Origin of the sequence: Microbacterium sp. NPDC056234, from assembly GCF_042267585.1 — a bacterium.
GTDB lineage: Bacteria > Actinomycetota > Actinomycetes > Actinomycetales > Microbacteriaceae > Microbacterium.
Genome location: NZ_JBHJTE010000002.1, coordinates 473,866 through 486,381 on the forward strand (window position 1 = coordinate 473,866; position 12,516 = coordinate 486,381).

The following is a 12,516-nucleotide window of genomic DNA, read 5'->3' on the forward strand; positions in this document are numbered from 1 at the left end:
TCAACGGTGCACGGGGCAGCGTGCGGCGTCTCCCGTACCCCGCACGCGCACCCCTGACGTAGGCATGGTGGGCAGTCGTCGACGGTTGACGCCGAGCCCGGTGCTCTGGATCGTCACGCGGGGGTCGCTCAGGGCCGAGACGGCTGCGGCGAGTCCGGCGACGGCGAGCTTCTCTCCCGGGCAGCGGTGTCCGGCCGCGACGGAACCGCCCCCGTGCGGAACGAATGCGGTGAGCGATTCGTAATCGGGCCGCTCGATGAACCGGTCGGGTGCGAATCGTGATGCGTCGGTCCAGGAGGCCTCGTCGAGGTCGGTGCCGAGGATGTCGAGGACGACCCGCCCTCCTGCGGGAACATGCAGGCCGTCGATGTCGATGTCGGCGATCGCGCGTCCGGGGAGCATCGGCACGAAGGGTGCTGTGCGGCGCACCTCCTGTGCGAACGCGACGGCGATCGGGCCTCCGACCAGAGACCCTCGCGCCGACACCTCGTCGGCGATGCGTCTGCGCCAGTGCGGCTGCTCGTGCAGTCGACGCCCGGCGAAGGCCACGAAGCGGGCGACGGCGACCATCGGGCGGATGCTGTTCTGCAGCTCGACCCCCGCGACACGCGCCGGCAACTGGTGTCCATCCGCATCCCGGTGGTGCGCCCAGATCGCCAGGGCCTCGTCCTCGGCAGGGTGGAGAGATCCGCTGCGAACCGCCTCGATCAGACGCTGGGAATGGCGGTCGGACCACCATCGGTTCGCGAGGGCCATTGCGTAGGCGGGGGAGTAGGGGGCGCCGAACCCGTCCACGATCTGAGCGAGCCGGTGCGCCCAGCGCGTCTTCGCCGCCGCCGTCCCCGGCAGGCCAGCCCAGGTCATCGAGGCCCTGCCGAAGGCGCCGACTGCCGCGTCGTAGGCCGTGCGCCGTCCTCCGTCGAGCCAGGCGGACAGCTCGGAACGCCATTCGAGTTCCAGCAGCGGCGTCAGTCGAGCGACCTGTGCGTCCTCGTAGGCGGCGGCCACGAAGGCTGCCTTGCGATGACGGTGCTGCTCACCGTCCAGGCTGTGTACCGACGCGTGCCCGAAAAGGGTCTCCTGCACGACCGCAGGCATGGCGCCATGCCGGGCGATCAGAGTCTCGTCGTAGAACAGTCGAACGCCTTCGGATCCGCGCACGAGCAATGCGTCATCTCCGAGGAGGCGCATCGGGGCCGATCGTGAACCGGGGGCGACCCTCTCCCAGATACGTTCTGCGAAGTCGTAGCCGCGCAGCAGGAGGGAGGGGGCGTCATCGCGGAAAGGATTCGTCATGCCGTCAGCGTGACACGGCGCCTGCCACAGACCGAGGGGGAGGCGCCGGACCAGTGGTTGTGCTAGAAGGCTCAGTCCTCGAACGCGCGGCGGATCTCTTCTTCCTCCGCGGAGACCAGGTTGCTGCCGATGAGGGTTCCCCCCAGCCCGTGGAAGCGCTCGGCGAGGCGATCGCGGTCGCTGTCGTGGTTGACGACGAACAGCGCTGAAGTGCCTGGCACGACCGCCTTGCCGATCGTGTCGAGCTGATCTTTGGTGATGCCGACGGCATCCATCTTCTTGGCGAGGACACCGATCGCCGCGCCGGCGGCGGCGCCGATGAGCGGCAGGAAGAACAGCGCGCCGACCAGCACACCGAGCAGGGCGCCCCAACCGGCGCTTCGCAGTTCATCGCGGTTCTCGTACTTGACGTTCGGGCGATCGGCGCCCTGCTCCCATTCGATGACGGCATAGTCCTCGATGCGGATCAGCCCCTCGCTCGAGGCATCACGCAGGACGGTGGTCGCCTTCTCGGCGCCGTCGATGGTCTCGAACTTCCACGCGGTGAATGTGGTCACGATGGTCCCTTCGTTGGGTGTGTGCTCTCGCAACCATTATGTCGGGCGTTCGGGCGTTCGGGCGGGTCCCCAGCGTGCTACGGCCGGTCGAGCATCGAATCCCTCACCTGTCGGCGAAGCACCTTGCCGATCAGCGATCGGGGGAGGTCGTCGACGGCGATGATGCGGCGAGGGACCTTGTACGGCGTGAGCCTCGTGCGGCAGAAATCTCGCAGCGCGTCCACATCCAGCGCGGCGCCCCGGCGCAGCACGACGGCCGCCGCGACTTCCTCACCTCCGCTGGATCGCGGCAGGCCAACGACAGCGGCCGCGCTGATGTCGGGGTGGGCGTTGAGAGCATCCTCGACCTCGCTGGGCGACACGTTGAACCCGCCCGTGATGATGAGTTCCTTCAAACGGTCCACGATGGTCACGAATCCGTCGGCCGACACCTCGGCGACATCGCCGGTTCGGAGCCAGCCGTCAGCCAGCAGAGCATCCGCCGTGTCGCCCGGTCGACCCCAATACCCCTGGAACACCTGCGGTCCTCGGATGAGGAGTTCGCCACGCTCTCCGAGGGGCATGTCGATGCCCGCATCGTCGGGGTCGACGATGCGGATCTCCGTACTGGGGAAGGGCACGCCGACGGTCCCGGGACGACAAGTGCGTCCCATGGGATTTCCGAGGGCGACCGGTGAGCTCTCCGTCATGCCGTACCCCTCGACGAGCAGGCCTCCGGTCGCCTCCTCCCAGCGCTGCACGGTTGCCGGCGGAAGACTCATCGCGCCCGAGATCGCGTACCTCACGGACGAGAGATCGATCGTTCCGCGACCGGCCGCGCGGGCCAGCGCATCGTAGATCGGCGGTACGGCAGGGAGGAAGGTCGGCGGGGTGGAGCGAGCCGCCTGGGTGACCAGGCCGAGGTCGAACGCCGGGAACAGGACGAGCCGCGCACCGATGCTCATCGCGAAGGTCAGGCACAGCGTCATGCCGTAAGCATGGAACAGCGGAAGCACCGCGTAGAACGTCTCCTCACCGTCGATGAGCCCCGGCACCCACGCACGCCCCTGCATGGCATTGGCTCGAAGATTCGAATGACTCAGGATGGCGCCCTTGGGGAGGCCCGTCGTGCCGCTCGTGTACTGCAGCAGCGCCGTGTCGTCCAGAGCCGGTCCCGCGACGCGCCGAGAGAGCCGCCGGTGTGTCACGAGCTTCTTCCAGGAGGTGAAGTGCCGTGTCTTCGGCGCACCGGTCAGTTTCGCTCGCGCGGCGCGGGCCTTGGCCAGAGGAAGGCGAAGTGCGACGCGTTTCGAGAACGGCATCGCCGCGGTGATGTCGACGCTCACGACGTGCTCGACTCTGACGTCGGACGGGAAGCCTGCGACCACGTCGACAGCTCTGTCCCACACGATCGCGACCCGCGCACCATGGTCCTCGAACTGATGCCTCAGCTCCCGCGGGGTGTAAAGCGGGTTGTGCTCGACGACGACCGCGCCGAGGCGAAGGGCCGCATAGAAGGCCACGACGTGCTGCGGACAGTTGGGCAGTACGAGGGCGATACGGTCGCCCTTGACGACTCCGAGCCGGCGCAGGCCCTCCGCAGCGCGTTCGATCTGCTCGCCGAGGGCGCGGTAGCTCGTGACAGCACCGAAGAAGTCGAGCGCCGGCCGGCTGCCGAAGACCTTCGCGCTTGCCGTCATCATCTCGGACAACGTCTGCGTCGGCTCCGCGATCTCGGCGGGGACGCCGTCCGCATAGGCGTGGAGCCAGGGCCGGGACTCAAGTGGGTGGTCCGTCATGGTTCCATCCTGCCGAGAACCTCGCCGCGCTGTCAGGGCCTTGCGCTGGGACGTGCTTCGGGCAAAGGAGAACCCCGAGGACCGCGGTCCTCGGGGTTATCTACTGTGGGCGATGCCGGACTCGAACCGACGACCTCTTCCGTGTGAAGGAAGCGCGCTACCAACTGCGCCAATCGCCCAAGACCCTCTGGGGTCGACAACCGATACTACCGGACGCTGTGAGCCTCTTTTGACCACTTTCGAGACACACCCGAGATCCCGGCTCGGTTTGGCGTCGCGCGGAACGTCGGCTATTGTTTTACAAGTGCCCGGTCAGCCGGAACACAACGCGGATGTAGCGCAGTTGGTAGCGCACAACCTTGCCAAGGTTGGGGTCGCGAGTTCGAGTCTCGTCATCCGCTCGAGTGCAGGGACTCCTTCGGGAGTTTCGGCATGTGGGTTCGAATCCACCTCCTGGTGGCGTGGCCGAGAGGCTAGGCACCGGCCTGCAAAGCCGTTTACACGGGTTCGAATCCCGTCGCCACCTCTCTGCCTAACTGAATAGCCCCAACGGGCGCGATTGGCGCAGCGGTAGCGCGCTTCCCTGACACGGAAGAGGTCACTGGTTCGATCCCAGTATCGCGCACACACTGAAAACCCCGGATTTCCGGGGGTTTTCTTCGTTTCGGCCGGCGCATCGCAGGGGTCACCGCACCTCCCACCGTCGGGATCGGCTCGGCCTGGCCGGCACTGCCTGTCTCCTCCGGCGTCGGCCCGATGATCTCGTCCCCCTTTCGGCCTACAGACATCGCTCGGTATGTCGGCAAGGCTGGATGTGTACATCCACGAGGGGGAATGACATGGCCGTCGAAGGCTTGATGATCGGATACCTGCTGCTCGGCTGCGGCATCGTCGGAGCAGTTCTGGCGACAGTGCAGGCCGTGCTGGCCAAAGGCCGTGCAAATCAGGACAACCGCCCGTCCCGATGACGGAGCACACCGCGCTGATCCGTGGCGGCGTCCTGTCGCTGTGCGTGGCGCTCCTCGGCTCCGTCGCCTCCTGGTCGGTGATCCAGTCCGGCAGCACGGATGGGGGTGCCTACCTCGTCGTGAACGCGGGGCTGTGCGTGCTGGGCATCGGTCTGCTGTTGATCGCGTGGCGACGTCGGCGGCACGAGCACATGCTCACGTTGGACGAGGGCGATGATCGGTCATCCACGTCGTCGCGTGAGCCACGGCATCCCGCATCGAGAAAAGGTGACTCGTAGCCGCCCCGACGCGTCCGACGGACACGGCACCGTTCGCCTCGAGATCGGCACCGATGTCCTCGAAATCCTCATCGTCGAGCGCGACATCCGTCCATGTCTTCCATACCCGTGAGCCGGAATCATCACAGACAGCCGCTGCGACCCGCTCCCCAGGCGGATCGTCCTGACGATACTCCGCGAGATGGAAGCAGGTGCAGCTGTCGTATCCGACGCCGAGCAGGAGCACCACGGCATCCATCGCCTCCAGAGCTCCCAGCGGCGACTCGGTTCCGAGAGCGCAACCGAATGGATGCCGCGCGACGACGTCACACGCCCGCCCGCCGACGGCGGCGAACGATGTCTGCGGATGTGCGCTGCGCGCTCTGCACCGGGCCAGGTCCGCACCTGCTCGGCGATCGCGCCCATGCCTCGGCTCGGGCTGACAGCCGGTTCGAACGCCGGCATCTCGTCGCGGATGATCTGCCACCAGGATTCGGGAACCGGGGGATGCTCCCACTTCGCCGGAGCGTCCTTCGATCTCGAGCTCGTTTCAGCGGGAGCGTGTGCGCGGTGCTCGCTTGACGGCCTCGTATGCAGTGAGCGCAGCCTTCCGCGTCTCGCCGAGGTCGACGATCGGTTCGGCGGGGGCATCCGTCGCCCAGCGCGAGATGTAGCGGCCCTGCGGATCGAATTTCCTGGCCTGCAGCTCCGGGTTGAAGACGCGGAAATACGGTGCGGCGTCCGCGCCCGATCCCGCCACCCACTGCCAGTTGAACGCGTTGTTCGCGCTGTCCGCGTCGACGAGCGTGTCCCAGAACCATTCCTCGCCCAGCCGCCAGTCGATGAGGAGGTTCTTCACGAGGAACGATGCCGTCACCATCCGGACACGGTTGTGCATGTAACCGGTGTGCCAGAGCTCGCGCATCCCGGCATCCACCAGCGGCACGCCGGTCTCGCCGTTCTCCCACGCGTCGAGCCGCGACGGATCCAGCGGTGGCCAGGGGAACGCATCGAACTCCGGACGAAGGTTCTGCGTGGCGAGGTCGGGGAAGTGATAGAGCGTGTGCCAGGCGAACTCGCGCCAACCGAGTTCGGACAGGAAGCGTCCGGCGCCGTCCGCGGCGACCGCGTCGTGCCAGACCGTGAACGGGCTCACCTCTCCCCAGCGCAGATACGGCGAGAGACGCGACGTCGCGCCGGCGGACGGCTCGTCGCGCGCTCTGTCGTAGGCGGGGAGATCGTTCTCGAGGAACTCTGCGAGGCGTCCTCGTGCCGCCGGCTCACCCGGCTCCCATGTCTCGCGCAGGCCGCCTGCCCAGTCGGGCGCCGTAGGCAGCAGTGCCCAGTCGTCGAGAGCGTCCGTCTCCGGAGCGTCCGCGGTCCCCGAGATCTCCTGCGGTTCAGGCAGAGGGGAGCGAGGCACCGGAAGGGCGAGGCAGGCGCGCCAGAACGGCGTGAAGACGGAATAGTGCGTGCCGCTCCCGGTAGTGACTGTCCATGGTTCGTGCAGCAGCGATCCGGCGAAGGACTCGGCCGCGACGCCTTCTTCGCGCAGAGCGGCCTTGATCCCCGCGTCGACGGCGCGCTCCGGGCCTCCGTATCGGCGGTTCCAGAACACCGCGCCTGCTCGCGCCTCGCCGACGAGCTGCCGGATCACGCGGTCCGCGGCTCCTCGGCGCAGGACGAGCGAGACGCCGAACTCGTGCAACCTGTCGGTCAGCGATGAGAGCGAGTGGTGCAGCCACCACCGGGACGCCGCTCCGAGGGGGCGGAAGCCCGCCGACTCCTCGTCGAGGATGAACACGGCCACCACCGGTTCGCCACGCTCGACGGCGGCGTGCAGCGCGGGGTTGTCCGCGATCCGAAGGTCGTCGCGGAACCAGACGAGTGACGGTGAGGGCATGGCCCCATTGTCACTCACGCCTCGGACGATGACTCAGCGCACGTCAGCGTCGAACCCGGTGTCCATCCGTGGCCCAGAGCGCCCAGAGCACCAGCAGAGGCTGCAGGAAGAGACGCCCGAACCGTCGTGCATCCGTATCGAGTCCCGGGGTGGAGCGTCCCGTGCGCCACTGGTGGACGTTCCCCGGGAGGACCGCCACGAAGAACGCTGCTGTCGCCCACCCTGCCTCTCGTCTCGCGCGAGGCAGCGCGATCAGAGCGGCGGAGAGTACCGCCTCGACGGTGCCAGATGCGCGCACGATCGCGTTCTTGTCGAGCCGACTGATCCGCACCGCCCAGTCCGGCACCACGACGCGGAAACCGCGCGTCTGCGTGAAGTGCATCACACCGATGGCCGCAAGGGCGATGGCGAGGGCCCAGCGGGCGAGTGCTCTCATGCGCTCACGCTACAGGGGAGGGTCTTCGACGGCGGTCGGAGCGATGCAGGTTCGAGTAACCTGGGTATCGACCAAATGGAGATCTTCTGTGCCTGAGAACGCCCGGCCGAATGACGGCTTCGCCCTGTTCACCGATCGAAACGTCGTCGCCATGCGCGTCAACGGCGAGCTCAAGGATCTCGCCGCCGTCGTGACGGACGGCGACACGGTCGAGCCGATCACGATCGACAGCCCTGATGGGCTGAACATCCTGCGTCACTCCACTGCGCACGTGCTCGCTCAGGCGGTGCAGCGTCTGCGCCCCGAGGCGAACCTCGGCATCGGTCCGTTCATCACCGACGGCTTCTACTACGACTTCGGCGTCGAGACCCCGTTCACCCCGGAGGACCTCAAGGCGATCTCGAAGGAGATGCAGCGCATCGTCCGCGAGGGCCAGCGCTTCACCCGTCGTGTCGTCTCCGCAGACGAGGCGCGCGCCGAGCTCGCGAACGAGCCCTTCAAGCTCGAACTCGTCGAACTCGCAGGCGGGCCTGGCTCCGGTGCGGATGCCGCAGAGGGCGCCTCCGTCGAGGTGGGCGCCGGCGAGCTCACCATCTACGACAACGTCACGCGTGACGGCGATGTCGCCTGGAAGGACCTCTGCCGCGGTCCCCACGTCCCGAGCACCCGCATGGTCGGCAACGGCTGGGACCTGACCCGTGTAGCCGCCGCCTACTGGCGCGGCAGCGAGAAGAACCCGCAGCTGCAGCGGATCTACGGCACGGCATGGCCGTCCAAGGACGAGCTGCGCGCGTACCAGGAGCGCCTCGCCGAGGCCGAGCGTCGCGATCACCGCAAGCTCGGCGCGGAGATGGACCTGTTCTCGTTCCCCGACGAGATCGGCTCCGGCCTGGCGGTGTTCCACCCCAAGGGCGGCATCATCCGCTACGAGATCGAAGAGAATCTGCGTCGGCACCTGCTGCGCAACGGCTACGACGTCGTCAACAGCCCGCACATCACGAAGAAGGATCTGTTCCAGACGTCGGGGCACCTGCAGACCTATGCGGACGGCATGTTCCCCCCGATGCACCTCGATGAGCTGCGCGACGAGGACGGCAACGTCACTCGCCAGGGCCAGGACTACTACCTGAAGCCCATGAACTGCCCGTTCCACAACCTGATCTACCGGTCGCGCGGTCGCTCGTACCGCGAGCTGCCGCTGCGCCTGGCGGAGTTCGGCACCGTGTACCGCTATGAGAAGAGCGGAACGCTGTCCGGCTTGACGCGCGTGCGCGGTCTGACTCAGGACGACGCGCACATCTACGTCGCCCAGGACCAGGTCAAGGAAGAGCTCACCACCAACCTCAACCTCGTCCTCGAGCTGCTGCGCGACTACGGTCTGAACGACTTCTACCTCGAGCTCTCCACGAACGAAGAGGGCAACCCGAAGTTCCTGGGTGAGCCCGCCCAGTGGACCGATGCGATCGACACGCTGCGCGAGGTCGCCGAAGCATCCGGTCTCGAACTGGTCTCCGACCCCGGTGGTGCGGCCTTCTACGGTCCGAAGATCTCGGTGCAGGCACGCGATGCGATCGGTCGCACCTGGCAGATGTCGACCATCCAGTTGGACTTCAATCAGCCGGAGCGCTTCGAGCTCGAATACACCGGTCCCGACGGGCAGAAGCACCGACCGGTGATGATCCACCGTGCGCTGCTCGGCTCGGTCGAGCGCTTCTTCGCGATCCTCCTCGAGCACTACGCGGGAGACTTCCCGCTCTGGCTCGCACCTGTGCAGGTCGTCGGCGTACCCGTCGCCGAACAGTACGCCGGATACCTCGAGGACGTCGTGGCGCAGCTGCGCGATGCCGGCGTCAGGGCCGACGTGGACCACTCCGACGACCGCATGCAGAAGAAGATCCGCAACCACACCACGTCGAAGGTGCCGCTGATCCTCATCGCCGGTGAGCAGGACAGCGCCGCGGGCACCGTCTCATTCCGCTTCCGCGACGGCACCCAGGAGAACGGTGTACCTGTGGCGGATGCCGTGGCCAGGATCCGTCAGGCGATCGAGGCGCACGCGCTCGTGCTGAAGGCGGGGGATCTGGCGTGACCGGCCAGGATGGCGGCGCAGGACCGGCGGTGTTCCCTGAGGACGCCGCGCACCTCGCCGGCGTCCCCGACGAGTTCCAGCGGCTGTGGACCCCGCACCGGATGGCGTACATCGAGGCGGGACCCGAACCGCTGCGCGAGGAGTGCCCGTTCTGCGAGGCGCCCAAGCACGCCGACGAGGAGCGCCTGATCGTCGCCCGCGGTCGCACGTCGTACGTGCTGCTGAACCTGTTCCCGTACAACTCCGGGCACCTGCTCGTCTGCCCGTACCGGCACATCGCCACGTACGACCAGGCGACGCCGGAGGAGGTCGCCGAGATCGGCGCACTCACGCAGACCGGGATGCGCGTCCTGCGCTCCGTCTCCAACTGCGACGGCTTCAACCTCGGAATGAATCAGGGTGCGGTGGCCGGCGCCGGCGTCGACGCGCACCTGCATCAGCACATCGTGCCTCGCTGGTCGTCGGACGCGAACTTCTTCCCGATCATCGCGAAGACGAAGGCCCTCCCGCAGCTGCTCGGCGAGGTCCGTCACGCCGTGGCGGGAGCCTGGCCGTCGCCGTGATCCGAGGTGGACGCGCCGTCGCATAGGGTGGCGGCATGTCGGATGTGCACACTCGGGGCGAACGGCGGCGGATCACCGCCTTCACCGGCGTGTACAACGCTGACGGTGGCCTCGTCGGCGAGGTGCGATACGTCGTCGGACACCTTCTCGGACGCACCGAGTGCGCGCTGTGCGACATCACGCACTCACCCGTGCGGCGCAAGGCCGCCTGGGACCGGATGGTCGCGCGCTTCCCCGTGCCGATCTCGGTCGTGCACCGCAACGAGCTCGATCGGCAGGTCGCCGTCGTCGTGAGCGAGCTGACGCTGCCCGTGATGCTCGCGCGATGGGATGACGGCGCGGTCGAGGTCGCCCTCGACGCCGGCGAGCTCGCCACGATGGCGGGCTCGGTCGACGAGATCGAGCACAGCCTGCGATCGGCGCTCGACCGCCCGTCGGCGTGAGCTCAGCGCACCTGGCGCGCGGTGAACTGCATGCGAGGGTTCGCGTAGAACTCCTGCGCTTCGATCAGCTGCAGCTCGCGCTCACCTGACTCCAGGGTGAGCTTCAGCAGGTCGTAGACGCTGGATGCGGTGCGCTCCAACGCCGTCTGCGCGCTGCCGGTCTCGACGTACTGCGCGGTGAAGAGCGCCGCCGTGACATCGCCAGAGCCGTTCGCCTTCATCGGCAGATAGGGCGTCTGCACGATCCACGCGCCCTCGTCGTCGACGGCGAGCATCTCGATCGTGCCCTCCTCGCGGTCGGGACGTTCGACGCTGGTCACCAGCACGACGGAAGGCCCCATAGCCCGCGCCGCGTCCACGGAGGACAGCGTCGACTCCAGGGAGTCCGGCTCCGTCCCGGTGAGGAATCCGAGTTCGAACTGGTTCGGCGTGATGATGTCCGCGACCGGAACGACCTTCTCGCGCAGGAGCTCGGGGATCGCCGGCGCGACGAAGCATCCGCTCTTCGCGTTGCCCATCACCGGGTCGCAGGCGTACAGCGCCGCAGGGTTCGCGGCCTTGACCCGCGCGACGGCGTCGATGATGACCTCGCCGATGCCTTCGCCGCCCTGATAGCCCGACAGCACCGCGTCGACCTTCGCGAACGCGCCGCGTTCCTCGACACCGGTGATGACGTCGCGGACGTCCGACGGGTCGATGAGAGGACCGCGCCAGGCCCCGTACCCGGTGTGGTTGGAGAAGTTCACGGTGTACACCGGGAGCACGTCGACGCCGATGCGCTGCAGGGGGAACACTGCTGCGGAGTTGCCGACGTGGCCGTACGCGACAGCGGACTGGATCGACAGGATCTTCATTGTTTGCTCTTTCTCGACGAGTGGGACGTTCAGCGGGTGGCGGCGACGAGATCGGCGAGCAGCGCATCGCCTTCGTCGTCGGAGAGGTCATGGACGGTCAGGCGCAGGTGGCGCGACGGGGTGGCGCGGTCGGTGAGCCGGAAGGCGTCTCCGGTACGGACGAGCCATCCACGACGCATCATGCGCTCAGAGACCACAGTGGCCGCGTCGGGCAGTTCGACCCAGAGGTTCATCCCGTCGCCCTGCGTCGCGTGCAGCCCGTGCTCGCGCAGCCGGTCGGCGAACGCGCCGTTGCGCTGCGCGTAGTGCCTGCCGGCTGCGGCGATCTGGGCCTGGACGGCATCGTCCGTGACCAGCCCGAGTACGAGCCGCTGCAGCAGATGGCTGACCCAGGTCGTGCCAGGGCTCAGGCGTTCCGCGAGCCGCGCCGCCGTCTCGGGGTCCGTGGCGGCGACCGCAAGGCACATGTCGGGCCCCAGGAACTTCGAGACGCTGCGGATCAGGGCGAAACGACGGTGATCGGCCGTGATGAGCGACTCGTACGGATGCGGTGACAGCATCGAGAAGTGATCGTCCTCGATGAGCAGGACGTAGGGGTAGTCGGCCAGGACGGCGCGCAGCTGTGCAGCGCGTTCGGGTGTCAGCCGTGCACCCGTCGGGTTCTGGGCGCGGGGCGTGCAGATCACGGCCCGCACTCCGGCATCCAGCGCGGCGCGGAGACCGGCGACGGTCATGCCCTCCTCGTCCACCGGCACCGGAATCGCCCGGTAGCCGCCGAGCCGCACGGTATGGATGCTGGCGAGGAAGCACGGGTCCTCGAGCGCCACCGCGTCGTCGCGGGCCAGCGCCTGAGCGAGCAGCCGCTCCACGGCATCCACGGCTCCGCTCGTGATGGTGATGCGGAAATCGGCGGTCGGCAGCGCGGACGACATCCACTCGCGTGCCCAGGCCTCCAGGCCGGGATCGATCACGGGTTCGCCGTACAGCACCGGACGCCCGCCGAAGCCGGCCAGCACGGGGGAGGGGTCCGGGATGAGCGCGGGGTCCGGATTGCCGGTGCCGACGTCTCGCAGCACCGTGTCCGCGGCGTAACCGTCCTGCGCCGCCGGTGCATGCCCGGCGATGACGGTGCCCGCGCGGCCGCGAGTCTGCACGAGCCCGGCCTGGACGAGCTGGCGATAGGCCGCGACGGCGGTGTTGCGGTTGACGCCGAGCCGCTCGGCGAGTTCCCGAACGGGTGGCAGCACGTCGCCGGCGCGGAGCAGTCCGCGGTCGCGCAGCCCGCGCACGCTGGCAGCGATCTCGGCAGCCGTCGCGCCGGTGATCTGTTCGTTCGTGTCACCCATCGACATACGAGTCTAGTTCGTCCTGC

General features: G+C 68.0%; 13 protein-coding genes, 4 tRNA genes and 1 pseudogene. 8 read left to right on the forward strand and 10 right to left on the reverse strand.

Features of this window, described 5'->3' with window-relative positions; translation table 11 throughout:
• From ACFCYE_RS08150 to ACFCYE_RS08165, 4 genes are all read right to left on the reverse strand, one after another.
• Positions 1-1,296, reverse strand: coding sequence for a cytochrome P450 (locus ACFCYE_RS08150; protein WP_376177803.1), 1,296 nt, complete (start codon positions 1,294-1,296; stop codon positions 1-3).
• Positions 1,297-1,367: 71 nt separating this feature from the next.
• Positions 1,368-1,853 carry a DUF1269 domain-containing protein gene (locus tag ACFCYE_RS08155; RefSeq protein WP_376177805.1) on the reverse strand — a complete coding sequence of 162 codons (486 nt, stop codon included), beginning with the start codon at positions 1,851-1,853 and terminating at the stop codon, positions 1,368-1,370.
• Positions 1,854-1,930: 77 nt separating this feature from the next.
• Positions 1,931-3,631: a long-chain-fatty-acid--CoA ligase gene (locus ACFCYE_RS08160; protein WP_376177807.1), complete on the reverse strand. Its 1,701-nt coding sequence runs from the start codon at positions 3,629-3,631 to the stop codon at positions 1,931-1,933.
• Positions 3,632-3,737: 106 nt separating this feature from the next.
• Positions 3,738-3,810 (reverse strand) — tRNA-Val (locus ACFCYE_RS08165).
• Between the two features lie 149 nt (positions 3,811-3,959).
• Here ACFCYE_RS08165 and ACFCYE_RS08170 point away from each other — a divergent pair.
• The 5 genes from ACFCYE_RS08170 to ACFCYE_RS08190 all read left to right on the forward strand — a co-directional run bounded on the left by ACFCYE_RS08170 (position 3,960) and on the right by ACFCYE_RS08190 (position 4,877).
• Positions 3,960-4,032 (forward strand) — tRNA-Gly (locus ACFCYE_RS08170).
• Between the two features lie 54 nt (positions 4,033-4,086).
• Positions 4,087-4,157, forward strand: a tRNA-Cys gene (locus ACFCYE_RS08175).
• Between the two features lie 27 nt (positions 4,158-4,184).
• Positions 4,185-4,256, forward strand: a tRNA-Val gene (locus ACFCYE_RS08180).
• A gap of 214 nt (positions 4,257-4,470) precedes the next feature.
• The gene (locus tag ACFCYE_RS08185) at positions 4,471-4,599 is read left to right on the forward strand and encodes a hypothetical protein (RefSeq protein WP_376177809.1); all 129 of its coding nucleotides are present in this window, start codon (positions 4,471-4,473) and stop codon (positions 4,597-4,599) included.
• Positions 4,596-4,877 carry a hypothetical protein gene (locus ACFCYE_RS08190; protein ID WP_376178181.1) on the forward strand — a complete coding sequence of 94 codons (282 nt, stop codon included), beginning with the start codon at positions 4,596-4,598 and terminating at the stop codon, positions 4,875-4,877. The genes ACFCYE_RS08185 and ACFCYE_RS08190 overlap by 4 nt, the downstream gene beginning before the upstream one ends.
• Here ACFCYE_RS08190 and ACFCYE_RS08195 read toward each other — a convergent pair.
• The 4 genes and pseudogenes from ACFCYE_RS08195 to ACFCYE_RS08210 all read right to left on the reverse strand — a co-directional run bounded on the left by ACFCYE_RS08195 (position 4,795) and on the right by ACFCYE_RS08210 (position 7,195).
• Positions 4,795-5,343: an AAC(3) family N-acetyltransferase gene (locus ACFCYE_RS08195; RefSeq protein ID WP_376177810.1), complete on the reverse strand. Its 549-nt coding sequence runs from the start codon at positions 5,341-5,343 to the stop codon at positions 4,795-4,797. The genes ACFCYE_RS08190 and ACFCYE_RS08195 overlap by 83 nt on opposite strands.
• A pseudogene (locus ACFCYE_RS08200) lies at positions 5,238-5,507 on the reverse strand (AAC(3) family N-acetyltransferase); the annotation flags it as partial. The pseudogene ACFCYE_RS08200 and the gene ACFCYE_RS08195, both read right to left, overlap by 106 nt.
• On the reverse strand, positions 5,407-6,759 hold the full coding sequence (locus ACFCYE_RS08205; protein WP_376177812.1) for a cryptochrome/photolyase family protein: 1,353 nt from the start codon (positions 6,757-6,759) through the stop codon (positions 5,407-5,409). The pseudogene ACFCYE_RS08200 and the gene ACFCYE_RS08205, both read right to left, overlap by 101 nt.
• A 43-nt stretch (positions 6,760-6,802) precedes the next feature.
• On the reverse strand, positions 6,803-7,195 hold the full coding sequence (locus tag ACFCYE_RS08210) for a hypothetical protein (RefSeq protein WP_376177813.1): 393 nt from the start codon (positions 7,193-7,195) through the stop codon (positions 6,803-6,805).
• Between the two features lie 151 nt (positions 7,196-7,346).
• On the opposite strand from ACFCYE_RS08210, the gene thrS reads away from it, so the two are divergent.
• The 3 genes from thrS to ACFCYE_RS08225 are packed head-to-tail and all read left to right on the forward strand — an operon-like array spanning position 7,347 to position 10,290.
• Positions 7,347-9,284, forward strand: coding sequence for a threonine--tRNA ligase (gene thrS / locus ACFCYE_RS08215; protein ID WP_376178158.1), 1,938 nt, complete (start codon positions 7,347-7,349; stop codon positions 9,282-9,284).
• On the forward strand, positions 9,281-9,847 hold the full coding sequence (locus tag ACFCYE_RS08220; protein ID WP_376177814.1) for an HIT domain-containing protein: 567 nt from the start codon (positions 9,281-9,283) through the stop codon (positions 9,845-9,847). Before thrS ends, ACFCYE_RS08220 begins: the two co-directional genes overlap by 4 nt.
• Positions 9,848-9,882: 35 nt before the next feature.
• Positions 9,883-10,290, forward strand: a complete 408-nt coding sequence (locus ACFCYE_RS08225; RefSeq protein WP_376177815.1) for a hypothetical protein — start codon at positions 9,883-9,885, stop codon at positions 10,288-10,290.
• Positions 10,291-10,292: 2 nt separating this feature from the next.
• On the opposite strand, the gene pdxY is transcribed toward ACFCYE_RS08225, so the two are convergent.
• Together pdxY and ACFCYE_RS08235 are read right to left on the reverse strand one after the other, a co-directional pair.
• Positions 10,293-11,144, reverse strand: a complete 852-nt coding sequence (gene pdxY, locus ACFCYE_RS08230) for a pyridoxal kinase PdxY (RefSeq protein WP_376177816.1) — start codon at positions 11,142-11,144, stop codon at positions 10,293-10,295.
• Between the two features lie 29 nt (positions 11,145-11,173).
• Positions 11,174-12,490 (reverse strand): aminotransferase class I/II-fold pyridoxal phosphate-dependent enzyme, encoded by a 1,317-nt coding sequence (locus ACFCYE_RS08235; RefSeq protein WP_376177817.1) that lies wholly within the window; start codon positions 12,488-12,490, stop codon positions 11,174-11,176.
• Positions 12,491-12,516 lie beyond the last annotated feature (26 nt).